The sequence below is a fragment of the Paenibacillus sp. Soil724D2 genome (genome assembly GCF_001427935.1).
Lineage (GTDB): Bacteria > Bacillota > Bacilli > Paenibacillales > NBRC-103111 > Paenibacillus_E.
This window is the reverse complement of the sequence record NZ_LMRY01000060.1, coordinates 267,403-291,573: the sequence shown is the minus strand read 5'-3', so window position 1 is coordinate 291,573 and position 24,171 is coordinate 267,403. Positions and strand designations below refer to the sequence as shown.

Sequence of the window (24,171 nt, the reverse complement as noted above, 5' to 3'; positions counted from 1 at the left end):
ACTTAATTAGATAAGGATGTGAAGCTCCATGGAAATGAAAGCTAGCATACTCGTAGTTGATGATGAAGAACGCATTCGTCGACTTCTCAGAATGTATTTGGAAAAAGAGGGCTATATCATTGAAGAAGCAGAAGACGGTGAAACAGCGCTGCGGATGGCTACAGAAACGGACTATGACTTAGTGCTGCTCGATGTGATGCTGCCAGGTATTGATGGGATAGAAGTTTGCGCAAGACTTCGTCAAGTGAAGTCCACGCCTGTCATTATGCTGACAGCCAAAGGCGAAGAGACGAACCGAGTTAGCGGATTTGAAGTTGGTGCAGATGACTACGTCGTCAAACCTTTCTCACCTCGCGAGGTCATCTACCGGGTTAAAGCGATTCTTCGTCGTTCTTCGGCGACAGCTTACTTGTCCAAGGATGCGAGTTCGAGCAACAATATTGTATTTCCTAACCTTATCATCGAACATGATGCACATCGGGTAACCGCTGGTGGACAGGAAGTAGCTTTGACTCCGAAAGAATATGAGCTGCTGCACTATTTGGCAGTATCTCCGGATAAAGTGTTCTCTCGTGAAGAATTACTTAAGGATGTTTGGAATTATGAATTTTTTGGAGACCTACGAACCGTAGATACCCATGTAAAAAGACTCCGTGAAAAATTAAACAAAGTATCCCCGGATGCAGCGGCAATGATCACGACCGTATGGGGAGTAGGCTATAAGCTAGAGGTGCCCAAATAACGTGTTTATTTTCAGAAGTGTCGTAGGTAAGCTCTGGTTAACAATTATCGGCCTAGTTGGGGTTGTACTGCTCATACTAGGTCTTTTTCTTGTCAATTACATGGAAAATTATTTCGCTCAAGCGAATGATCAAACGAAAACCCTGAAGAATATCGCTGTTAAATTCTCGGAAGAAGCTTCGCATCACATGTTTGATGAGCAGTTTTATCAATTGAGTAATGAACTGCTAAGCTTCCAAGATGCAAGAATGCTGGTAATCTCCACCGATATGAAGGAAATGGTTATTCCATCAACACAAGGGAGCGAATTAGCCAGTTTCCATGTGACTGACTTTTATAAGGAAGCGGAGCTTCGACAAGTATTCGCAGGTCAGACAATATGGAAACAAGTCAATCAGTCGGCTACAGGTCGGTTTAAAGCAGGGGCTGAGTACCTCGTTGTTGTCGTACCGCTAAGAAATCTTCAAGGTACCACTGTTGGTGCTACGCTGCTGTATCAATCTCTACAATCGTTAGAAGCAACTCAGTCTTACATGTTGAGATTGTTTATCTATGTGTCCATAGTGGGCTTCCTTATGACGACTTTCTTCGCGTTCTTCTTGTTCTCCCGAATTACTAGACCGCTTCAGCAGTTGAAGAAAGCAGCAGATTTAATCACCATGGGGGAATATGGTACCCGTGTTCCTATTCAGTCCAAGGATGAAATAGGCGAGCTCGCCAAAACGTTTAACCACATGGGCGAGAAGATGCAGGAAAGCATCAGAGCCCTTAGCCAGGAAAAAGAGCATTTATCCAGTATTTTGCGAAGCATGACCGATGCGGTCATCACGCTCGATGCGAATGGATCTGTCATGCTGACCAATCCGCAAGGTGAGAAGATTGTGCAGGAGTGGAGCACGATTGAATGGTCAGAGGATGATGAGGAGACGAGACGCTTCCGCAAACCGGATACAGCGCTCGGAGATTGGGGATTAATGAGCTACAGCAATCCTTACTCGAGTCCGATTCCTGTGCCGCTGATTCCGCTGTTTGAAGCGGTCGTGGACGAATCGTCGGAAGCTGCTACGAAGCTTCATGTGCAAAACGGTGTGTGGTCCGTCGCGATGACACCGTTATACACGAGCGATCAAGTGCGCGGCGCTGTGGCCGTCCTCCGTGATGTCACGGAGGAGGAACGTCTCGATAAGCTGCGCAAGGACTTCGTTGCGAACGTGTCGCACGAGCTGCGCACGCCGCTCTCGATGCTGCAGGGCTATAGCGAAGCCCTGCTGGATGACATCCCCTCCACGCCGGAGGAGCGCGTGGAGCTGGTGCAGGTCATTCACGACGAGTCGCTCCGCATGGGGCGTCTCGTCCGTGACCTGCTAGATCTGGCGCGGATGGAAGCCGGCCATCTCGAGCTGGTCTTCAGGGAGGTCGAATTCGACTCCCTGGTAAGACGCATGCACCGCAAATTCGCGGTGCTGGCCAAAGAGCGCGGCATCACGCTAAGCGCTGCGCTGCCTGAGGAGCCCCTCATCCTTGGACGGGGGGATGAGGATCGGCTTGAGCAGGTGTTGACGAATCTGCTCGACAATGCATTTCGGCATACGGCCTCTGGGGCACGTATTGCCATTAAGGCAGAAACCGCCGTCTACAAAGATCGGCCGGCGATCCGCATTGAGATCTCCGACGAGGGGCAGGGGATTCCTGCCGACGACCTGCCGTTCATATTTGAACGCTTCTACAAGGCGGATAAGGCTCGAACGCGCGGTTCTTCAGGTGGTACAGGGCTTGGACTCGCCATCGTGAAAAACATCATAGATGCACATCACGGTAGTGTGAATGTACAGAGTGCTTTGGGACAGGGAACTACCTTTACTTTGCTTTTACCTTGTGAGCCCTAAATAAGGTTTAAAATAACGAATTTCGACATAAAAAGAGGCGTTTGCTGAGAAAACTCACAGCAAACGCCTTTAAATTTGTAGAATATTCAGACAAAATCTTGTTGTTCGTGAAACACTTTGTTACCTAATCGCTATTAGGTTATACCGTAAGTGCACGAACATTCACGATTTCGGCTTGTGTGGCAAGGTCTACCAGTACTTCTGCAGGAGCAGATTTATCAATGGTTAGAACCATGATTGCCGAGCCGCCAATAACTTTACGCCCTACTTGCATCGTTGCAATGTTCACATTATTGCTTCCTAGAAGCGTACCAACACGGCCAATAATACCTGGTTTGTCGTTGTGGGAAATCAACAACAGGTTACCTTCTGCAGCGAAATCAACTGGATATTGATCGATACGAACAATTCGTTCTCCGTAGCCAGCTAGTAAAGTACCGGCAAGTGTTTTCTCTTCTTGCTTCGTTTTTACTGTAACTGTAACAAGATTTGTAAAGCTGTTGGATGTGTTTGACGTTTGAACAACGATATTCACATCACGTGATTTAGCTAAGTGCATGGCATTCACGATATTAATAGATTCTAGTTGGTTCTCGAACACACCTTTTACGATATAGCGTGTTAATTGACTTGTATCCACATCAATCAAATCACCTGCATAGTTTACAACGATTTCATAAACAGCGCCTTGTGCGATTTGACCAAGAATGGAACCAATTTTTTCGCCGAGCCCAAAGTATGGTTGAAGTTTATTCAATACATTAGCTGGCACAGGCGGTAAGTTAACAGCATTTTTGAATGGTTCATTACGCAGGATATGAAGGACTTCCTCAGAAACGTCAATCGCTACGTTTTCTTGAGCTTCAATTGTAGACGCACCAAGATGAGGGGTTACTATGATTTTTGGGTTGTTCAAGAATGGGTGATCCTTTTGCGGTGGCTCTACTTCGAATACGTCGAAAGCAGCTCCGGCTACAATTCCTTGATCAATCGCTTCAACCATCGCCATTTCATCAATAATACCGCCGCGTGCACAGTTGATAAGGCGCATACCTTTTTTCATAATATCGAATTGCGGTTTGGAGATAAGGTGACGCGTTTCTGGCGTGAGAGGTGTATGAACCGTGATAAAATCTGCTTTTGCAACAATTTCATTGACGGTACCAAGCTTAACGCCAATTTTCTCAGCGCGTTCTTCTGTCAAGAAAGGGTCATACCCGATGACTTCCATGCCGAATACTTTAGCCCGTTTGGCTACTTCGCTGCCGATACGTCCCATACCGAGAATACCGAGCGTTTTGTTGCGAAGCTCAACACCGATAAATTTCCGATCCCATTCGCCGCCGACTGTTTTCTTGTAGGCTTGCGGGATCATACGTGCTGTTGACATCATCATGGCAAATGTAAGCTCACAAGTTGCAATCGTATTTCCGTCCGGTGCGTTGATGACGATAATACCGCGTTTTGTTGCTGCTTCCAAATCAATATTATCTACACCAACACCAGCGCGGCCGATAACCTTTAGCTTCGTTGCGGCATTCATGATTTTCTCTGTAACTTTCGTTTGGCTGCGAACTAGAAGCGCATCATACTCACCGATGATGGCAATGAGCTCATCTTCGGATAAACCAGATTGCTTAACCACTTCAACATCGGCTGCATCGTAAAGCATTTGAATTCCCATGTCACTAATTGGATCGGATACTAGAACTTTGTACATAATTCGAACCCTCCTTAGAATATGAACATAAAAAAAACTCCCAACCCTCAGGTACAGACACGTATGTCTGTAGCCAAAGGGACGAGAGATTGCTTTCGTGGTACCACCCTAGTTCGCTGCCCATTCGCACGGGAAGCCTCAATTGGTCTTGCGACCTGGAACTGTAACGTGTTCCTATCCCGATTGCATCTACTTCATTCAATGCAATAACTCTGGAGTGCTCCGCAAAATGTTCGCTACCGATTCGCACCTACCATCGGTTCTCTGAAAGCTACTTTACTTGCTTGGCTCCGTCAACGCTGTACTGTGATATAGAATTTTCATTAGATTAACATGCGTTTGAAATCGTGTCAATACATGTCGAATCAATTTCACATGAAAGTCATAATTGTTATTTGAACGACTGATTTTCCAAAGCTTTTCGTTTATTTTAAAGCAAGCACGCTTAGAAAGCAATGCCATTTCACTTGTATTTTAGCCTGATTTTCGCTATTGTACTCGTTAAATAGATATTGCTCTTGCAGCAAGTAAGGAAGGAAGTGCCAACATCGACATAACGAGTATTCATCCCAATAAATTTCTAGAAGCATTGGATCAACAGGAACTGAAAGATAGCCTCATTATCGACGTAAGGGAACTTCAGGAGTGGGAGTATTATCATATCGAAGAAGCACAGCTTATTCCGATGCAGCAAATCCCTCATCGGCTAGGTGAACTGCCAGAGGATCGTGATATTTATCTCGTTTGCGCACATGGTGTACGCAGCTATCGCGTTGCTGAGTATTTGCTTGCGAACGGATTTGACCGGGTCATTAATGTAGATGGAGGGATGGCAGCGGTCGCCATGCTTCGCGGTTTCCAATATGATTAAATGAGAAAAGCCGAGCGCATCTGCGCCCGGCTTTTGATTCAATTCACATCTGAGAAAAAGGGAAGCTGTGGAAGCAGCTCGTTGGCATACCACTTTGATTTCCCTTTGACAAAGTCTCCAGGCCGAACGGCATTTGTACTTAACAGCAGATCCATCGTTTGATTGACATCGTTCACGTTCATTTTCTTAGCTTGACCTGAGGCAATGAATTCATCAATACGTATCGTCAAATCCTGTGGGTAAAAAGGAGCAAAAGCTTTATTTTTAAGTAATTTGGCTGTTATGTAATGATTTTTGACATTAATGTTCATTGCACGCCATTGATCCAAATTGGCATCATTGTTTGGATCGAAATTTTCAATATCGTGATCGATCGTTCCGTTCCAAGCAACGATGGAATCGAAATAATTTTTCTGAGCCGTCAATGCCTGTGTTTTCGCTTCTAGGAAGTAGGCATCCTTCTGAATGCCATCGAGCAGTTGTGAGCTAGTAAGTCCGTTTGCCTTGTTCTGATAACTTTTTAACGTATCAGCAAAAAGCTTCAGGCTTTTGAGATAACCTTGATGAGACTGCACAAGCAGAGGTGATGAAGCTGGCATGCTCTTTTTTTGCAGCTCATTATACTTCTCATCCGCTAGCTTGTACAACTCCTTAAGTACGGCAGAAGCATCGACGGTAGAGTTGCCTAGTTCGATTTGACTCATCAATTCGAACCATTTATTCTGAAATTCCCTAAAGGGCAAAAAGATGGTATGGTAATATGAAACGAGTACTTGTTGGTCGTAGGCTCCAATTTCCGGAACGACAGCCTTATCGGCGTGTAAGATTTTATCGTATTTTTGATCTGATTTCTCTTGGCCGACTCTTAATCCGTAGAAAAAGGCGCCAAGTATACAAACAAGCATAAAGATAAACATGAGGGCGAATAAATAATCAGTGCGGGTAAGACGTTTATCCATAATTAAAGCTCCTTATTCTCTCTTTTTCTTTTAACTTAGTATAGGGGAAATAGCTATAAAAGGGAATATGTGAGGGAAATGAGGCTGCTTCCTTGAAAAAATTTGATTTTAAGAACATTCGCTTCGGGAAAGTTGATTTGAATGAATTGAATGACCGGACACTATTGCTTAATCTTTACATAACGCAACTGCTTACGCTTATTATCGGTATTATCATCTTGTTTTTTCAGAGCAATCACAAGATTCTTTCGATGTTTACCATTCATGGGGGCTGGAAGATTCTCATTTGGGGAAGTTTGTTTGCTCTACTTGTTCTCGGGGTCGATGTTTTGATTTCAAGGTGGGTGCCCAAGGAAGTGTCAGACGACGGCGGAATTAATCAAATGTTATTCGGGAATCGCCCTGTATGGCATATCGCTTTGATATCTCTCATCGTTGCAATCTGTGAAGAAGTGCTGTTTCGAGGAGCGATTCAGTATGCATGGGGGCCTTATTGGACTAGTATCTTGTTTGCAGCGATCCATATTCGGTATTTGCAGCATTGGTTAATGACAGGATTGGTTTTCAGTATAAGCTATGGTCTGGGATGGATTTACCTTCAAACTGGGAGTCTATGGACTCCGATAATCGCTCATTTTATCATTGATTTTGTAATGGGCTGCATACTTCGATACAGCAAGGAGGAAGAACAGGGCACATGAGTGTAGGGGGAAGATCACCTTTAAGGTCTGATCGGAGGCCAATAGAGGTAAAGGAAGACGATACGTATTTACCGCCGCGTAATGCTGTGCATCCCTCTGAACGAGGAAAGTGGACGCGTATTTTCTATCTAACTTTACTGTGGCTATTCATTATTCTTGTGGGTAGTTTAACGGTTTGGGGAATTAAATATTATTCGTAGACGACTAAAATATCCAATATACCTAAGTTGTGTGAAAGAAGTGAAGAAGCTATGATAGATTCATAGTTTCTTTCATTTTTTACCACATTTTTTTTTAACAGGAGGATGCAGCGATTATGTTGACGAACCACGAATCTAGATGGATGTTTCATGTGAAATTAATTGCTATTATATTTGTATTATTTTCAAGTATCTTTTGGTCAGCGAAACCATCCTATGCTCTATCTTATGGAAGCTTGTCTTATCCGCAAGGCGATGTTGGACTCTTGCGTCCAGACATTGGAGTAACGCTTGAGCTTAGTGAAGGAAAAACGCCGGAAAGCTATCATTTTTATTTAAACGATAAGGAATTAAATGTTAGCTACGATCCCGTTTCCGTTAAATTTGTATATCGTCCTACGGCTGATTTACTGCCTGGGAACTATAATGCTCGTTTAGTGCTGTCTTTTAATGGCTATCAACCTATTTCAATTAATTGGAAATTTACAGTTATTAAAGGTGCGGTTTCGTTAACGTCTGAAACGAGCAAAGAGCAGGAGGACGGTCTTCGGGCGATCAATGATTATCGGACGAAATTGGGGCTGTCAAAGGTCAAATTCAGTAATGCTTTGAATACAGCGGCCCAGAAGCATGCGCAGTATTTATCCAGCAATAAAATCGATCCTATTCGGACATCTGTTTCTTTGCATGATGAGGACCCAGCATTACCTGGATATATCGGCAAGTCATTAAGAGAACGGGTACAATTTATCGGTTACTCGCGTTCAAGCAGTGAGGATGTAGCTTATAATCGGGTTTCCTTAGTTGAAGCTATAGATAGTCTTTTTGATGCTCCCTATCATCGTTCGCCATTCATGGTGCCAGGACTCGTGGAAATCGGTGTGTTTCGAGATGGCGATTATCATGTTATTGAATTTGGTTTCTCAGACGGGATTGCACCAGAATTAGTCGTTTCTCCAGGAAATAGTGATGTGTATGTGCCAACCCTTTTTGATGGCCATGAGACTCCTGATCCAATTCGCCTGCATGCAGGAGTTGAATATCCGGTTGGCTATCCGATCATGGCTTCCTTAAACGGTCCCGGAGTAAAGAAGGTAAGTTTGGATGAAGCAGAGTTAAAAGACGAGAGCGGAATCTCCGTGTCACTACTGAAGAACGAGCCGGGTAAAGATGATCATCTGGATACGGAAGTAATCGTGATGCCTTCGAAACCGTTGGAATTAGATACAACCTATAAAGCCAAAATCAAATTGACAGCAATCATGGAAGATGGAAGTACAAGACCTTATTCGAAAGAATGGACATTCCGAACAGAACCTCGGGTTGGTGTTGGTGTGATTAAACTTCATAAGGATGCTGTTGCTTACTCGCTACAAATGGCTAATTTCGGGCTAAACCGTAATCATTTAGTTTCATTTGGATTAAACGAGGACAAGTATCTGCTTGATTTAATTCCTTATCCAATGAAGCAAAAGCCTTATATTCAAGATGGGACTTCATACCTTTACATTAGAGACCTAGCCGCGGCATTAGGTGCAACAGTTGAATGGGACGATAACCAGAAAGCTGCTGTTTACAAAAAGAGAGACAAGACGATTATTTTTTATACGAACCGAAATGCGTATAGTTTGAATGGTGTAGAGCATATGACAGAATCAGCTGCTAAGCTCATTCATGAAACAACGATGATTCCTGTCCGGCTGCTAGCTGAAACTCTTGGAGCGAAAGTGACCTATGAGGAAAGTACAAGAACAGTGAATATTAGTTATTAATAAAATAGAGCCTTGCAGATCGACACCTGATGTGTAGAACTGCAAGGCTCTTTAATCATTTCATTTCCAGCTCAATGGCATTCGGATCTACGAAAGAATATCCTTTTTCCTCAAGTTGGGTAAGAAGTGTGTCTAAGGCTTTAATTGTCCAAGGCAGCTCGTGCATCAAAATATTACTACCGCCATGCAATTGTTTCATCACATTTTCGATCACTTTACCGGAATCGTTATTTTTATTGGTCATATCCCAGTCTAAAGAACCATTAGACCATGTCATATACAGCATCTTATTGTCTTTCACTTTAGCTTTCAAATAATCATTGCCCGAACCAAATGGAGGTCGGAAAAATTCAGGCGATTTGCCTGTTAATTCTTTTACTATTTTTTGGACATCATCCACTTGCTGGTCAATCTTTTCATTTGTCATGCTTTTCATGTTATCGTGGTCCCAAGCATGATTTCCAATGGGATTACCGCTGTCATGAATGAGTTTGACAAGTTCGGGCTTTTGTTTGATTCGGTATCCGTTCAAGAAGAAAATGGCCTTGGCATTATGTTTTTTTAGAATGTCGATTAACGCCTGATTCATGGCTTGTTCTTTAGGACCGTCATCGAAGGTTAAAAGGACGATCTTTTTATTTCCATTGGGATCGTTTGGGACAATATCATAGTTTTTGTTCATATGATATTCTTTTTTGACGACTTCTGGAGCAGGCGTTGTCACTGCTGGGACAAGAGTTGGAACCGGTGTTGCCGAAGGTACAGGACTCGGTGTAATTGTGGCGACAGCCGCCGGTGTAGAGCTCGTTGTTTCGATTGGACTTATTTTTGTTTGGTTCGCACTGCAGGCAGCTAATAAGATCATGACACTCATCATTAGTACACTGGCTTTTTTGTTCATTATCCTTCGTTCTCCTTCGTTCTCCTCAGGTCTTTATACTTGTAGGTCATTTCCTATAGTACCACATTTCACAGATAACATATCTCCTTTGTTTTCCTCTCGTCTTAACGTATGCCCTCTTAGAAACTCGCACAACCTATGAAGGATTCATACTACTTGACATGGAGGGAGACCCAATGAAAATAGGTACATTTTTGCTCGGCGGTATTGCCGGTGCGGCGGCGGTCATATATCTCAATCGTAAGAGTAAGTCAATGTTGTTCTCAGCATTCAGCTCGTCCAGTGAATCGATGGGTAAAGTTGTTGATAAAGCAAAGGACTCGTTTGTGAACAAATCATTTGGAAATTCGGCAGCCAAAAACTTCTCGACTTCAAACTCGAATGGCCTGAATCAAGTTGAAAAAATTGTGAAAGAAGATCCTCATTTGAAAGCAACTGTCAATGAAATCATGCGTGAAAATAAAGAAAGCTCTTCGACTATCCAATGAACGTAAGTGTTAAGCACAGTCTGGCCTACCCAAGGCGCCGGCTGTGCTTTTCTTTTTATACATAACTTGCGCGTGCAATTGCACGCAATTAATGTTAACATGATAGGTGAAAACGAAAGCAAGATGCATGTCCATTTTCGTTCTCAAAGGTTCACCTTTTTGTTTTTTTATCATATTCTGTTTTAATAAGATGACCATGCTTTCGATGCAAGCTTTCCTGTCGGAAAGCTCAAAGGAGGATCCTATCATGAAAATAGAACGCTTAAGTCAGGATAAGATACGGATTTTCCTAACATTCGATGACTTAACTGAACGCGGTATTCAAAAGGACGACATGTGGAGAGAAATTCCCAAAGTACACGAATTATTTAGTGAAATGATGGATCAAGCCTATTCAGAGCTCGGATTTGACCCGTCCGGCCCGCTTGCTGTTGAGGTGTTTGCACTTCCGGCACAAGGAATGGTTGTTATTGTGACCAGAGGTAAGCTTGATTTGTATGCAAACTCAGATGCATATGACGATCACGAAGCTGAAGAAGTGTATGAAATGGAAGTAACGCTTGAACAAAGCGATTTAGTCTCCTATGCTTTCCGTGATTTTGAAGACCTAGTGCGTGTATCCAAAGTAATTAATCCCCTTCTCATGGAAGGCGGTACCCTTTATTCATACAAAGGGAAATATATTTTACAACTCGAGCCTGTTGACCTCGAAGAGACGAAATACCAGGCTTTAATTGCTGTCTTATCTGAATTCGGTGAAGCCGCTTCCGTTACACAAGCTGTGCTTGAAGAGTATGGGAAGACAATCATTGCAGATGATGCAGTTAAAGTTCTCTGCCGCCATTTCAAATAAGGCCATTCCTTACTTTTTGATGAAGAATGAAACAAGCATTTTCAAAAACGATCGTTTTTGTGGATGCTTGTTTTGTTAGTTAATCGTGATCATTTATCAACGTAGAGAAGAGATAATGGGGGAGACCTGGATGACTAGCATAGATCGCAAACGACTGGCACCTACTCTGGCTGCTGTTGATTTGGACGGGTTATTGGCCTACTACCAAAAACAGCTCCGCGAGGAGGCTTATTTCTATTTACAAAAAAGAGGGATAACAGAAGAAACGGTTATACAGTACCGTATCGGTTTTGAAATTGGCAAGATAGGATTCTATGTTAATCAGAACCAGCTAGGTGATTACTTCGAGCATAGAGTTATTGTTCCTATTCGGAACTACGACGGCGAAATTGTCGACTTAATCGGACGCTCGATAGATAATAGGGAACCGAAATATAAACCCTTGTATGGTTTAGATCAGTATCTATTTAATTACTCAGCGCTTGAAGATTCGGATGAGGTTGTTCTTTGCAATGGGATTTTCGATGTCCTAACGTTATCTCAAGCCAAAATGCCAGCTGTTTGCGTACCTGATAACGGTATGTTTAAAGAACAACATATGTCATTATTTGCTGGTAAACGGGTTTATATTTGCATGGGGAATGATGAGACCGGAAGAAGGGATTCTACTCGAATAGAGGCATTATTAAGGGAACAGGGCAATGAGACGTACATTATAAATTTACCTGAAACCATTCGAGATATTAACGATTTGTTTATTAGAGCTCAGAATCCGATTGAAACTTTTCTTGCACTAGTGAATCAAACCGTTGATGAAACAAGGCTCGTCCCTGTAGCCCCAGATATCAAAAATAGCACCGTTTATTTAGAAGAATATATGAAGCGGTTCCGCGGTCAAGTGGCTAGTATCCGCACTGGCTTTGCTAAGCTGGACCATTTACTTTTCGGCGGCTTCGGGAATGGCTTGTATTATTCGCAGGTTCAGGCTCCATTGGCAAGAGCATGCTGCTTAAACAAATAGCTGATGAACTTGCTTTTCAGCAGAATCCGGTCATTTTTGTATCATGGGATATGACGAACTTCGAATTATGGGCACGCAGTATTGCAAGGATTATTGGGATAGCACCACAGAAAGTGCTCGGGGGCAAAGTTGACCCCGAACAGGTAGCGGAAGCTAACAAGCAGTATGTGAAAATAAGTAAAATGCTCTGGATGCTTGAGTGTACGATGGATACAACGCTTGATCAAGTAGCTGCTTCCATTGAACGGATTGCGGTTGTTGTTGGCAAAGAGCCTGTGATTTTCATTGACCATTTGCAGCGTATTCCAGCAGCTAAAGGGGTAACTCCTCTAACTTGGGAGCAGCAGCAAGCAGCTATCGCTTATACGCTTAAACAATGGTCCAGAGAATGGAATTGTCCTATTATCGCTGCTACCGCTTTAGAACTTGGTCAAGATAACGTGCCTGACAATGTGCAAGCTTCAGCGGATGTGGTCATGATTATGCAGCCAAATGAAACAGAAGAGGATCAACAGCAGTCCATATCGCTTGTTTTGAAGAAGAATCGAAATGGGACAACAGGGAATATCCCACTCATTTTCCATAATGATCGTGCGTTGTTCACTGAATAAGACATAGAAAAGTCATTTAAAAATGCTATAATGTTCATATTACGCAAGGAATCGCTTAATGGTTCTACATGGTATTGAACGAAAAGGGGGAGCTGCATTTGCAAATTCTGCCGGTTATTATGGCAGCCATAGCACCAGGTCTCTCATTGCTAACGTACTTTTATTTGAAGGACCGATACGAAACGGAACCGATTCATTTAGTTATTCGAATGTTCTTGTTTGGTGTTCTGCTTGTATACCCTACGATGGTACTGCAGAATGCGTTGATTGAAGAGTTTGGAAAGGGGACGTTTATCTCGGCCTTTTTCCTATCTGGTGGCATTGAAGAGTTTCTGAAATGGTTCATCCTCTATCATTTGATCTTTAGGCATGAAGCCTTCGATGAACCCTATGACGGAATTGTGTATGCGGTGGCCGTAAGCTTAGGTTATGCGACTTTGGAAAATATCATTTATGCTTTCCTTAATGCCTCGTCTTTCTCTGCTCTGATGATTCGCGCTCTGCTGCCAGTTTCTGCGCATGCATTGTTCGGTGTCATGATGGGGTACTATTTGGGTAAGGCTAAATTCATTCCGCACAAAGCGCAAAGGTATCTTTGGATTTCCTTGCTGCTGCCTATTTTGTGGCATGGATTGTTTGATTATATTTTGCTTATTTTTAAAACGAACTGGGTTTGGATCATGATTCCAGTCATGTCTTTTCTATGGATTCGCACGATTTGGCGGGTTGACCGTGCCAATGCTCATTCCCCGTTACGCATTGCGACAGCAGATGAGAAGATTAAAGTGAGCTAAAATAGGTCATAATGGACAGTATAGATGGCAATTCCTGGCTGTAAGCCCGGAACTACCGGGAGGGTGTACATGTCCACGACAAGAGTCAAAGTAAAGATCCGCTGCCGGTTATGCGGCGAAAAGTTTGTGCTGAAAGGCAAGAAAGAAAAAGGGAAAATTGAAACGGGATTCCGTCAGTGCATTTGCAGCAATGAGCAAGACTTTGAAGTAGAGACGGAAGATTAGCGTGAGGCCATTCTTTTAAGAATTGGCCTCTTTTTGTTGTCATTCCTGTATAAACCTGTCTCCCCACGTAAAAACTAAGCGCAAGTTTGGGTACGAAAGGAGCAGTCGCGTGTATAAAAGATTAAGTATTGTCATGTTTCCATTCCTCTTGATTGCCTTGATTGGTGCTTCAGTGTGGGGATATTTGGAACACCAGGAGAAGAATACGATTTTGATCAAAGCAGAGAATCAATATCAACGTGCGTTCCATGATCTTTCCTTCCATGTGGATAAGCTCCATACAGAGCTTGGGAATACGTTGGCTGTTAACGCAACCTCGGAGCCTTCTTACCGAAAGGGACTGGTGAATGTATGGCGGCTGACTAGCCAAGCGCAAAGTGATATTACGCAGCTACCGCTAACACTGCTGCCATTCAACAAAACGGAAGATTTCTTAGCTAATATGGCTAATTTCTCATACCGAATGTCCGTACGTGATATGACGAAGCAGCCACTAAATGAGCAAGAAATAAAAACATTGAACGCGCTCTACGATCATTCCTCTGAGATAACGAAGGAAATACGCGGTGTTCAGGAGAAGGTTTTGTCCAAAAACTTGCGTTGGATGGACGTTGAGGTCGCCTTAGCTTCTGAAAATGAAACACATGATAATGCGATCATTGATGGCTTTTCTACCGTTGACAAAAAAGTTGGGGCCTATGAGGAATTAAACTGGGGACCTGGGAATTTAACCATTTTTTCCAAAAATGATGTTAGCACTTTGTCCGGGAATGACATGACGGCTGATCAAATTAAACAAAAAGCGGCGCAATTTCTGGGACAGAGTGATACAAACGCTATGAAAGTCGTTGAGAATGGTAGTAATGCGCCAGAATACCAAAGTTTTAGCGTTGTAGTTCCAGGCGGAAACGGCAGTGAAAATGATATTCAGATGGATTTCACCAAAAAAGGCGGTCAGCTCATTTATTTTATGAAGCCGCGAACCGTAAAAGAATCTAAATTTGATCTAAGACATGCGCGAGATATTGCGAATGAGTTCTTGGATCAACATGAATACAAAGATATGAGTGCAGTTAGCTATGATCAGTATCAGAATATCGCTAACATTATTTTCGCTAAGCGAGAAAAGGATGTCACGATTTATCCTCAGCAAATTAGTGTTAAAGTAGCTTTAGATACTCTCGAAGTTATAGGTGTGCAGGCAACAGACTATATATTTGGTCAAAAACAGCGAACGGTTGGTCAGCCAAAAATAACTGCAGCCGAAGCACGTAAGCAGCTTAGCCCGAAAATGGAAGTGACTGGCGAGTCTTTGGCGATTATCAAAAATGAATTAGATGAAGAAGTGCTTTGCCATGAATTTATCGGGAAGATGAACAACAATATTTATCGTGTTTATATGAATAGTGATAATGGGATGGAAGAGAAAATTGAGACTATTCGCCCTGAACAGGCTGAAGCAGCAGCTGACGCAAAGAAATAATCATTGAGAAGAAGCAGGTTCAATCCTAGCTTCTTTTTTTTGCTATCATAATTAATAGGTCATTGGTATAATTAAGACATATTACGTCTCGGAGGTGCAGAGATTGCTTCCTAAAGTCAACCAGATATTACATATGCAAGTGAATAGCATCGACGATGAAGAGTCCAAAATTGAGTACAAGTCAAGAATTGCTGACGTGACGGATAGTGTGATCGCCATAGAGATCCCACTGAATGAGAAAACAGGCCGACTCAAGAAGCTGTATCAAGGTGATGAATTAAGCACATTCTTTTTAGGTCAGGGCGGAGTAAAGCACTATTTCACAACTTCGGTTACAGGCTTCAGAGAAGATGTGATTCGCTTAGTGGAACTGCGTAAACCCGAGCCTGAAGCCATAACGCAAGTTCAACGCAGAAGCTTCCTTAGGGTTCTAGCGGAACTTGAAATTGCCGTTAAATTGTCAGACCAAATTCAATTCATTGGCGTGACAGATGACGTCGGTGGTGGCGGGATCTCGTTTATCTGTGAGGCGCATATTCCTATCGGAATGAATGCTATTATTTCATGTTGGGTTCTTGCACCCTTTAAGAATGGTAATATTGAGCATATTCCGTTTACTGGCGAGGTTGTCCGCGTTAAACAGCTCGAGTCTGGCAAGCAATTGGCTATGATTAGATTTACGGATATAGCCGATCGTGAACGTCAGAAACTAATTCGTTTTTGCTTCGAGAGACAGATGGATTTCCGTAAGCGCTAAACGCATGAGATTTCACCTGCATGGGCATACTACCAAACAATATGTCAATGTGAGCAGGTGGGGCATCTCATGTCAAGGGATGAGGAGAATAAGTCATACGAGCAGCTGTTTATCCTCTTTTCTGCGAAGGTAGAGAAGGTGATCATTCGGACAACGCTCGTATTTTTCGTTTTACTTATATGTGTTCAAGCGATGCTGCAAATTCCTTACATACGTAAGCATTTTACCCGTGTTGAACCACTAGAGGGAAAGCCCTATGTATGGCCTCAAAAAGGGAAGGAAGAGCGCTCTTAGGCACATCTAAATGTAATCTAATATACGTCCAAGTTTTGCATATGCCTATTTAATGTGCTATAATTTCAATTAATTAGCAGGCAGTGCCTGCTTTTTTGTTCGTAAGGTACTGTGAGGTATTGTTAGGAGGAACAGCAGCTTGGAAAAGTTCAATATTGCCATAGATGGTCCTGCTGGAGCCGGTAAAAGTACCATTGCGCGGCTAGTTGCTGGGGCACTTGGTTTCGTTTACGTGGATACAGGCGCCATGTATCGGGCAGTAACGTGGAAAGTACAGCAAGAAGGGCTGCTACCTGATCAAGAACAAGAAGTGGCTGCTTTGGCGAATCGCATGCAGATTGAGCTCATTCCTCGCGAAGAAGGACAACAAGTTTTCGTAGATGGCGTCGATGTGACCAAAGAAATTCGTACGACAGCCATAACGGATCATGTCTCCCAAATCGCTAGCTATGGAGCTATACGCCAGCTCCTGGTCACACTTCAGAAGCAAATGGCTATATCCAAAGGCGTAGTCATGGATGGCCGCGACATCGGTACTCATGTTATGCCTGACGCTGAAATTAAAGTTTTTCTGACAGCTAGCGTAAAGGAAAGAGCAGAGCGTCGATTCAAAGAGATGCAAAACAGCGGAACTTGTACCCTAACGCTCTCCGAACTGGAACAGGACATTGCTCGTCGCGATCAACTGGACCAAGATAGAGAGATTTCACCGCTTAGACGAGCTCATGATGCTGTTTTAATGGACAGTACTTCAATGACCATTGAGGAAGTTGTGGACGAAATACTTGGGCTTTGCAAAGACAAAGTCGGAGGTGGCAAATAAGATGCTTTATCGCATCGGCAGGGCCTTATTTCGTTTTATTTTTACCTTGTTTTTCCGTATGCGGGCATTAGGGATGGAGAATGTCCCTACACATGGAGCAGTCGTGCTTTGCGGAAATCATACAAGTTTGTTGGATCCGCCATTGTTAGGAACTCCGCTTAAGCGTATGGTTCATTTCATGGCGAAGGCCGAGCTGTTTGATATCCCTGTGTTGGGTTCAATCATTTCTAGAGTCGGTGCTTTCCCTGTGAAACGCGGTGGCGTTAGCAGAGAATCGATCCGACTTGCGGTGCAATTGCTTCGCGATGGTAACATGTTGGGCGTTTTCCCAGAAGGTTCGCGGAACAACGCCGGAGGTATGGGCAAGAAGGGCGCAGCCAGTCTTGCACTCAAATCTGGAGCTACCGTAGTTCCGGTGGCTATTATAGGCAATTATTCCTTATTCCGCAGCATGACGATTGTATATGGAAAACCGCTTGACCTAAGTGCATATGCAGCTGCAAGTTCCGAAGATTTGGAGCAGGCAACGGAAGCTATTATGAAAGAAATTCGCCGATTACATACTACTTATAGCAAAGGTTAACAAGAATGTATGGAATCGAAAGCTTGGAATTATACTATCTTTAAAGCGAATGGAAGTTATTGTTTTGTTTGAAACAGAGTAGAAGCTTACAATACTGCTTTGTGACTTATAAATTATTTATTGTTGGTTGTAATTAGAGGAGGGTAATCCCATGTCAGATGAAGTAAAAGTTGAAGATCAAACGCAAGAAGTACAAGAAACACAAGAAACAGCCGTATCGCAAGCAGAAGCTGAGCACGCTCTTAACAACGTTGCTGTGCTGAAGAAAGGCGCTACCGTTAAAGGTAAAATTGTTAAGGTAGACGCAGATCAAGCCTTCGTGGATATCGGTTACAAATACGATGGTGTTATCCCAGTTCGTGAGCTTTCTTCCGACGCAGAAGCAACATTGCTTGGACAAGAAGTTGAATTGAAAGTTGTTTCAATCAATGATGCGAAAGAAACATTGGTTCTTTCCAAACGTGTTGTTGACAACAGCAAAGTATGGGAGTCACTGCAAGGTCAGCTGGATAGCAAAGAAATCATTGAAGCTGCTGTATCTGAAGTTGTAAAAGGCGGACTAGTTGTGGATATTGGCGTACGTGGTTTCGTACCTGCTTCCATGGTTGAGCGTCAATTCGTTGAAGATTTCTCCTCTTACAAAGGCCGCACATTGCGTCTTCGTGTGAAAGAAATCGATCGCGAGAAAAACAAAGTGATCTTGTCTCAAAAAGATGTTCTAGATGAAGAATTCGAAGCTAACAAAAAGAAAATCATCGAAGGTCTTCAAGTTGGTCAAGTACTAGATGGTACTGTTCAACGCTTGACACAATTCGGTGCGTTTATTGATATCGGTGGTATCGACGGACTTGTACACATCTCCGAGCTTGCTTGGCACCATGTAGAACAAGCTTCTGACGTAGTCAAAGAAGGCGATAAAGTGAAAGTGCAAATCCTTAAGCTTGATCCTTCCAATGATAAAATCAGCTTGAGCATCAAAGCAACTCAAGAAGGTCCTTGGTCCAATGTTGATCGTGAATTCAAAGCAGGCGATATCGTAACAGGTACAGTGAAACGTCTTGCAGCTTTCGGCGCATTCGTTGAAGTGGCTCCTGGTGTTGAAGGTCTTGTGCATATTTCCCAAATTGCACACCGTCACATTGGTACTCCGCATGAAGTATTGAAAGAAGGCCAAGAAGTTCAAGTGAAAATCTTGGAAATCAATACAGCTGAGAAACGCGTTAGCTTAAGCATTAAAGATACAGAGGAAGCTCCAGAAGCTCCGGCTGGTGCAGCGTCTCCGTCTGCTTCTAAACCAGACAGAGAAAGACAACCAAGAGGCGATCGTGACCGCGGGAACAGCGCAAGTCACCAAAAAGAGATTGCTGGTAATGAGAATGTATCCTTGAGCAATCAAGGTCTGTCCATGACACTTGGCGAGCGTTTTGGCGATAAACTTTCCAAATTCAAAAAGTAAATGATACGACGCTTAGGAGGACCATAAGAATGCGCATCTCACGCAAAATGGAGCATGTCCATTACGCGCTGGAGCTTGGCCAATCACGGCAGCAAGGGCTGTCGGATATCAAGCTTGTGCATAACTGTCTACCTGAGACTTCGACGGATCAAATAGCATTAACTACGGAAATCGGCGATCTCATTATGAGTTCGCCGATTTTAATTAATGCAATGACGGGCGGCGCTCAGGAGACGGAAAGCATTAATCGCGATTTGGCCATCTTGGCAAGGGAAAAGGGCATGGCTATGGCCGTTGGTTCCCAGATGTCAGCAATTAAAAACAGTGAGGTTGCATCGAGCTATCAAGTTGTTCGCCGCGAAAATCCCAAAGGGATCGTGTTCGCGAATTTGGGCAGCGAGGCAACTACGGAGCAAGCGGTCCGCGCCGTCGATATGATTGAAGCGAATGCGCTTCAAATTCATTTGAATGTCATGCAGGAGCTCATTATGCCGGAAGGGGATCGCAGCTTTGTGGGCATGCTCAGCCGCATTGAAGCTATTGTTCGGCATGTACAGGTACCCGTCATCGTAAAAGAAGTTGGCTTTGGTATCTTGAAGGATAACGCCAAACAATTGCAGGACATCGGTGTCCGCTTTTTGGATGTTGGCGGCTCGGGCGGCACGAATTTCGCCGCCATTGAGAATGCCAGACGTCCATCGGCTTTGGAGTGGCTGAACGATTGGGGCACACCAACCAGCATTGCCCTGTTAGAGGCACTCTCGGTTTATCCGCGAGGCGGAGTTATTGCCTCTGGCGGTATAACGAACGCTTTGGAAGCGGCCAAAGCGTTATCCCTTGGTGCTTCAGGGGTTGGCATGGCTGGCGCATTTTTGAGGGTTTTACGCAGTGAGGGAGTCGATGCGCTCCACCATTTTGCTGATGAGCTTCATCAAGGACTTATTCTAATTATGACAGCGCTAGGCGCTAATACGATTCAGGCATTGGGAAATTGTCCAGTTGTCATTATCGGCGAAACGGCAGAATGGTGCAGGGCTAGAGGTATTAATTTAACTTCATATGCAGAAAGAGCCAGCCGGAGTAAATAATCGAAATATTGCCATACTATAGATCAGGCGGTGCTTCCCTCGTTAAGTTGGAGTGGAAGCCTGAAGATCCGCAGGCAGGTCGGTGGCCATTGCCACCTGATCGCCTATGCATGGTAGGGTGGTACGATTATGAACTCCGGCTATTTGTCTCTAATTCTCCTTTGTATCACGTTGATCTTATTCGCCAGCGGATGGAAGGAACTGTACATCAGAAGTATATCGCACAAGGGCATGCTTCTTTTTTTTGTCTCATGGATTGTCTTTTCCAGGTTTACCGTAACGATCCAACATGTTCAAGTGGGACTCGTTTATGTCTGGGTTCTGCTCATCAGCCTGGGTATTCTCTATAAGACAAAAGGATTCATACATAAGCTTCATTTACTGTCGATCGGCCTTTTATTAGGTTCCCTTCATTTCTTGCTGCAGCAGCTTCTTGAGATGGACCCCATCCTTATCGTTCGTAACTCGGAGTGGGATACGGCTTTATTGCTTGCTGTTGTTGCTCTTGTGTTACAACGTAGTGCATGGGAGCAGATCGCGGCACTCTCGATTGGCTACTTACTTGGAGATATGTATCAGGCGGGAATTCATCCGGTAGATGGCTACTATCGTGTCGGTAAGTCGACTTTTCAAGACCAATGGTGGCTATCTGTTTTTGCGGCAAGAACGATGACCATCATCCTTCAATCTGCTTATAACGGCTGTCGGAGTATCATTCGCAGCTGGATGGACCGAAGAGGAGGCTGGAAGAAGTAATGGATTGGTTCTATTCGCATCGTTATACGATTGGTATCGTCGTAGGGGTTATTTTTGGGATTCTGGCGCGTTTGAATATGCTAAGAACGGACTACAGGCAATATCCGACCTATCCTCATGGTAAGATTATACATATTTCCCTTGGTGTCATCGCAGCAGGACTAGGAGCAGTAGCTGTTCCTGCTTTACTGGACAAAAATTATACGGCTGTTACTTTCTTATCGCTAGCCGCTCAACAGTTTCGAGATGTGCGAAATATGGAAAGACAAAGTCTATCCAAAGTTGATGAGTTAGAGTTAGTTCCACGGGGAGCGGCATATATTGAAGGAATAGCGATGGTATTTGAAGGAAGAAATTACCTCGTTATTTTCTCAGCATTTCTTGCTTCGTTATTCAGTATTCTATTTGCTTGGTATTGGGGAATCGTTGCCGGTGTTGTGTCCATTTGGATTGCTAACTATTTCAAAGCAGGTAACAAACTAGCGAAAATTGCAGACATTGAACACGTCGATATTCGGATGGATGGACCGGATTTGTTCGTCGGATCGGTTTATATCATGAATGTTGGACTCGCAGACAGCCGCGAAAAAATACTTGAACACGGGCTTGGTTTCTTAATTAAACCCAAAAATCGCAATGCCCGCGTAACGCTAGCTCATTTAGGCCAAAGACAAGCTATTCTTCATGATATTTCAACCCTGTTTGGTGCTTACCGAGATGAAGGAGAGCCTTCCTTGCGTCCGATGGCAAAGCTGGATATGAATACAGGCACGATAGCCATACTGCTCCTTCTACAGGAGAAAGATGTAGAGAAAACGTATACTGCTCTTCATCGGGTACCCGTGTTGGAAAGTGCTGTTCGAATGCCGTCTGAAGCGGGTGTAAACAAAAAGAAGGAGGCCTAAATCGGGATGTCGCAAATCCTTGCTGTTGTAACCTTGACGAAGGAACGAATAGGTGGCGGTGCTCCAATCTTCGTTGTGGATAAGGAAGATGAGCTCGAAAGAGTCTCTTTTACTCTTGAAAAGATTTTGGATGCTAATGCCCACGATTTGAAAAATGGCACAATGATTTTGGTCAAGCATACCTGAAATAGCTGGTGTGCCCGCTTGTTATCATGCGGAGTCTCAAATGAGATTAGCCAAGTCGTGTCTTTTTTGTTATGATGTAAGTTGCGTATTTTTCCATGGCTGATCATGGAATTCGAAGGAGTGAATGAATAGTGGCTAGACCTGTACTTGCAATTGTAGGCCGACCGAATGTCGGTAAGTCCACCATTTTCAATCGGATCGTAGGCGATCGTCTTGCGATTGTGGAAGATAAACCGGGGGTTACACGTGATCGATTATATGGCGTAGGAGAATGGCTCAATACATCATTCAGTGTCATTGACACAGGCGGTATTGAAATTGATGGGGAGGATGCGATCCTCAAATCAGTTCGTATTCAAGCTGAGCTTGCTATTGAAGAGGCGGATGTCATTGTTTTTATGGTCGATGCCAAAGCGGGCGTAACACCTTCAGATGAAGAAGTTGCCCAATTGTTATTCCGCTCTAAAAAACCGATCGTACTTGCTGTTAACAAAGTAGATAACCTTGCGCGTCAAGATGATATTTATGAATTTTACTCATTAGGCTTCGGTGATCCAGTAGGGATTTCAGGTTCTCACGGTATCGGAATCGGTGATTTACTTGAAGTTGTTTGCAACTTGTTTCCCGATAAAAAAGACGATGAATACGGCGAAGAGGTTATTAAATTTGCCCTGATCGGTCGCCCGAATGTTGGGAAATCTTCGATGACGAATGCCATTCTTGGCGAAGAACGGGTAATCGTTAGTGAAGTGGCAGGAACGACGCGTGATGCGATCGATACGCCATTTGAACGGGATGGACAAAAGTTTGTCATTATTGATACGGCGGGAATGCGTAAAAGAGGTAAAGTCTACGAGAACACGGAGAAATATAGCGTCATGCGTGCCATGAAAGCGATTGAACGTGCTGATGTTGTGCTCGTCGTTATCGACGGTCAAGAGGGCATTATCGATCAGGACAAGCATATTGCCGGTTATGCGCATGAAGCAGGAAAAGCGATCGTGATTGTCGTAAATAAATGGGATATCGTCGATAAAGACGATAAAACGATGCAGCATTTTACACAAACCATTCGCGATCACTTCTTGTTTTTAAGTTACGCGCCAATTGTATTTGTCTCGGCCAAAACGACTCAACGCTTGCACAAGCTGTTGCCTGTCATTATTCAAGTTGCTGAGAATCATTCTCTTCGTGTACAAACACATCTTCTCAATGATGTTGTTTCGGATGCAGTAGCCTACAATCCGCCTCCTACGGATAAAGGTAAAAGACTGCGTATTAACTATGTGACACAAGTTGCTGTTAAGCCTCCTGTCTTTGTGCTCTTCGTGAATGAGCCTGAGCTCATGCACTTTTCATATGAACGGTACTTGGATAACAAGATTCGTGCTGCCTTCGGATTTGAAGGAACCCCGATTCGTATCTTAAGCCGTAGGAAATCATCGGACAAAGAATAGGAGATGTTGTGCATTGCTTTCGATAATAACAATTGTAGTGGGTTATTTGTTAGGCTCCATAAGCTTTAGTTATTTATTCGGAAAATGGTTCAAAGGCATTGATATCCGCAAACATGGGAGTGGCAATGCGGGGGCGACAAATACGCTTCGTGTTCTGGGTAAGGGACCTGCCATCTTAGTTCTCTTGCTTGATGCTTTAAAGGGAGTTGCTGCCGTGTGGATTGGAACATGGGCAGCTCCCGGACCCGATGACATCTGGATTCGTGTATTATGTGGGCTAGCAGCCATCGTCGGACATAATTGGCCCGTATACTTCGGCTTCCGAGGTGGAAAAGGTATCGCAACGACTATCGGTGTTATGGCGACCCTTTGCTTCATTCCGACATTAATTGCTGGTTTAACTGCTGTCGTCATTATTGCGGTCACTAGATTCGTATCGCTCGGTTCCCTTATTCTAACTGCACTTTTACCTTTTCTTATTTGGGGAATGGACCGACCTTTACCAATTTTGTGGATTAGTATCTTGCTATGTGCGTTTGCCTTTATGCGCCATCGTACGAATATTGTGAAGCTCATTCAAGGTAAAGAGAACAAGCTGGGTCAGAAAAGGGCTTAGCTATGCGAAAGATGCCAGTTTTCT

The 24,171-nt window shown here is 43.7% G+C and carries 27 protein-coding genes and 1 other annotated feature; of the genes, 24 read left to right on the top strand and 3 right to left on the bottom strand.

The features are described from left to right. Positions 1-28 precede the first annotated feature (28 nt). Together ASG85_RS36540 and ASG85_RS36535 are read left to right on the top strand one after the other, a co-directional pair. The gene (locus ASG85_RS36540) at positions 29-742 is read left to right on the top strand and encodes a response regulator transcription factor (RefSeq protein WP_029192975.1); all 714 of its coding nucleotides are present in this window, start codon (positions 29-31) and stop codon (positions 740-742) included. Between the two features lies 1 nt (position 743). Next, the gene (locus ASG85_RS36535; protein WP_060649489.1) at positions 744-2,627 is read left to right on the top strand and encodes an ATP-binding protein; all 1,884 of its coding nucleotides are present in this window, start codon (positions 744-746) and stop codon (positions 2,625-2,627) included. Between the two features lie 139 nt (positions 2,628-2,766). On the opposite strand, the gene serA is transcribed toward ASG85_RS36535, so the two are convergent. Next, a complete protein-coding gene (gene serA / locus ASG85_RS36530; RefSeq protein WP_060649488.1) occupies positions 2,767-4,347 on the bottom strand; it encodes a phosphoglycerate dehydrogenase in 1,581 nt (526 codons plus the stop codon). A 74-nt stretch (positions 4,348-4,421) separates the two neighbouring features. Then, positions 4,422-4,653 (bottom strand) — a binding site (T-box leader). Positions 4,654-4,936: 283 nt separating this feature from the next. Here serA and ASG85_RS36525 point away from each other — a divergent pair. After that, a complete protein-coding gene (locus ASG85_RS36525) occupies positions 4,937-5,218 on the top strand; it encodes a rhodanese-like domain-containing protein (protein WP_235550303.1) in 282 nt (93 codons plus the stop codon). Positions 5,219-5,256: 38 nt separating this feature from the next. Here ASG85_RS36525 and ASG85_RS36520 read toward each other — a convergent pair whose 3' ends face one another. Continuing rightward, positions 5,257-6,177 (bottom strand): hypothetical protein, encoded by a 921-nt coding sequence (locus ASG85_RS36520; protein ID WP_060649486.1) that lies wholly within the window; start codon positions 6,175-6,177, stop codon positions 5,257-5,259. A gap of 92 nt (positions 6,178-6,269) precedes the next feature. Here ASG85_RS36520 and ASG85_RS36515 point away from each other — a divergent pair, with 92 nt between their 5' ends. The 3 genes from ASG85_RS36515 to ASG85_RS36505 all read left to right on the top strand — a co-directional run bounded on the left by ASG85_RS36515 (position 6,270) and on the right by ASG85_RS36505 (position 8,850). Then, positions 6,270-6,878 carry a CPBP family intramembrane glutamic endopeptidase gene (locus ASG85_RS36515; protein ID WP_060649485.1) on the top strand — a complete coding sequence of 203 codons (609 nt, stop codon included), beginning with the start codon at positions 6,270-6,272 and terminating at the stop codon, positions 6,876-6,878. Further along, positions 6,875-7,078 carry a hypothetical protein gene (locus ASG85_RS36510; protein ID WP_057301837.1) on the top strand — a complete coding sequence of 68 codons (204 nt, stop codon included), beginning with the start codon at positions 6,875-6,877 and terminating at the stop codon, positions 7,076-7,078. Before ASG85_RS36515 ends, ASG85_RS36510 begins: the two co-directional genes overlap by 4 nt. Positions 7,079-7,194: 116 nt before the next feature. Next, positions 7,195-8,850, top strand: coding sequence for a stalk domain-containing protein (locus ASG85_RS36505; protein ID WP_060649484.1), 1,656 nt, complete (start codon positions 7,195-7,197; stop codon positions 8,848-8,850). Positions 8,851-8,905: 55 nt separating this feature from the next. Here ASG85_RS36505 and ASG85_RS36500 read toward each other — a convergent pair whose 3' ends face one another. Further along, the gene (locus tag ASG85_RS36500; RefSeq protein ID WP_060649483.1) at positions 8,906-9,751 is read right to left on the bottom strand and encodes a polysaccharide deacetylase family protein; all 846 of its coding nucleotides are present in this window, start codon (positions 9,749-9,751) and stop codon (positions 8,906-8,908) included. Between the two features lie 176 nt (positions 9,752-9,927). Here ASG85_RS36500 and ASG85_RS36495 point away from each other — a divergent pair, with 176 nt between their 5' ends. The 18 genes from ASG85_RS36495 (at position 9,928) to plsY (ending at position 24,147) form a co-directional block, all read left to right on the top strand. Continuing rightward, the gene (locus ASG85_RS36495; protein WP_057301834.1) at positions 9,928-10,239 is read left to right on the top strand and encodes a hypothetical protein; all 312 of its coding nucleotides are present in this window, start codon (positions 9,928-9,930) and stop codon (positions 10,237-10,239) included. 247 nt (positions 10,240-10,486) lie between these two features. Further along, a complete protein-coding gene (locus ASG85_RS36485; protein WP_029192986.1) occupies positions 10,487-11,092 on the top strand; it encodes a genetic competence negative regulator in 606 nt (201 codons plus the stop codon). A 130-nt stretch (positions 11,093-11,222) separates the two neighbouring features. Next, a complete protein-coding gene (locus tag ASG85_RS39535; RefSeq protein ID WP_235550302.1) occupies positions 11,223-12,113 on the top strand; it encodes a toprim domain-containing protein in 891 nt (296 codons plus the stop codon). Next, positions 12,095-12,724, top strand: coding sequence for a DnaB-like helicase C-terminal domain-containing protein (locus ASG85_RS39530; protein ID WP_235550301.1), 630 nt, complete (start codon positions 12,095-12,097; stop codon positions 12,722-12,724). The genes ASG85_RS39535 and ASG85_RS39530 overlap by 19 nt, the downstream gene beginning before the upstream one ends. A 98-nt stretch (positions 12,725-12,822) precedes the next feature. Further along, positions 12,823-13,518 carry a glutamic-type intramembrane protease PrsW gene (prsW, locus tag ASG85_RS36475; RefSeq protein WP_060649482.1) on the top strand — a complete coding sequence of 232 codons (696 nt, stop codon included), beginning with the start codon at positions 12,823-12,825 and terminating at the stop codon, positions 13,516-13,518. A gap of 69 nt (positions 13,519-13,587) precedes the next feature. After that, positions 13,588-13,743, top strand: a complete 156-nt coding sequence (locus tag ASG85_RS38695) for a hypothetical protein (protein WP_162257309.1) — start codon at positions 13,588-13,590, stop codon at positions 13,741-13,743. 109 nt (positions 13,744-13,852) lie between these two features. Beyond that, the gene (gene ypeB, locus ASG85_RS36470; RefSeq protein ID WP_060649481.1) at positions 13,853-15,226 is read left to right on the top strand and encodes a germination protein YpeB; all 1,374 of its coding nucleotides are present in this window, start codon (positions 13,853-13,855) and stop codon (positions 15,224-15,226) included. A gap of 103 nt (positions 15,227-15,329) precedes the next feature. Continuing rightward, positions 15,330-15,983: a flagellar brake protein gene (locus tag ASG85_RS36465; protein ID WP_082588369.1), complete on the top strand. Its 654-nt coding sequence runs from the start codon at positions 15,330-15,332 to the stop codon at positions 15,981-15,983. 69 nt (positions 15,984-16,052) lie between these two features. Continuing rightward, positions 16,053-16,277 carry a hypothetical protein gene (locus ASG85_RS36460; protein WP_060649480.1) on the top strand — a complete coding sequence of 75 codons (225 nt, stop codon included), beginning with the start codon at positions 16,053-16,055 and terminating at the stop codon, positions 16,275-16,277. Positions 16,278-16,416: 139 nt separating this feature from the next. After that, positions 16,417-17,100, top strand: coding sequence for a (d)CMP kinase (cmk, locus tag ASG85_RS36455; RefSeq protein ID WP_057301828.1), 684 nt, complete (start codon positions 16,417-16,419; stop codon positions 17,098-17,100). A gap of 1 nt (position 17,101) precedes the next feature. After that, positions 17,102-17,683, top strand: coding sequence for a lysophospholipid acyltransferase family protein (locus ASG85_RS36450; protein ID WP_060649479.1), 582 nt, complete (start codon positions 17,102-17,104; stop codon positions 17,681-17,683). 151 nt (positions 17,684-17,834) lie between these two features. Continuing rightward, the gene (rpsA, locus tag ASG85_RS36445; protein WP_057301826.1) at positions 17,835-19,139 is read left to right on the top strand and encodes a 30S ribosomal protein S1; all 1,305 of its coding nucleotides are present in this window, start codon (positions 17,835-17,837) and stop codon (positions 19,137-19,139) included. A gap of 29 nt (positions 19,140-19,168) precedes the next feature. Then, positions 19,169-20,227: a type 2 isopentenyl-diphosphate Delta-isomerase gene (fni, locus tag ASG85_RS36440; RefSeq protein ID WP_060649478.1), complete on the top strand. Its 1,059-nt coding sequence runs from the start codon at positions 19,169-19,171 to the stop codon at positions 20,225-20,227. Between the two features lie 129 nt (positions 20,228-20,356). Continuing rightward, on the top strand, positions 20,357-20,983 hold the full coding sequence (locus tag ASG85_RS36435) for a hypothetical protein (RefSeq protein ID WP_060649477.1): 627 nt from the start codon (positions 20,357-20,359) through the stop codon (positions 20,981-20,983). Then, entirely contained in the window at positions 20,983-21,888 is a 906-nt protein-coding gene (locus ASG85_RS36430; protein ID WP_057301823.1) for a YIEGIA family protein, read from the top strand. Before ASG85_RS36435 ends, ASG85_RS36430 begins: the two co-directional genes overlap by 1 nt. A gap of 6 nt (positions 21,889-21,894) precedes the next feature. Continuing rightward, positions 21,895-22,074, top strand: a complete 180-nt coding sequence (locus ASG85_RS36425) for a capping complex subunit for YIEGIA (RefSeq protein ID WP_057301822.1) — start codon at positions 21,895-21,897, stop codon at positions 22,072-22,074. Positions 22,075-22,205: 131 nt separating this feature from the next. Further along, a complete protein-coding gene (der, locus tag ASG85_RS36420) occupies positions 22,206-23,531 on the top strand; it encodes a ribosome biogenesis GTPase Der (protein WP_057301821.1) in 1,326 nt (441 codons plus the stop codon). 13 nt (positions 23,532-23,544) lie between these two features. Continuing rightward, positions 23,545-24,147: a glycerol-3-phosphate 1-O-acyltransferase PlsY gene (gene plsY / locus ASG85_RS36415; protein ID WP_060649476.1), complete on the top strand. Its 603-nt coding sequence runs from the start codon at positions 23,545-23,547 to the stop codon at positions 24,145-24,147. The last annotated feature ends 24 nt before the right edge of the window (positions 24,148-24,171 follow it).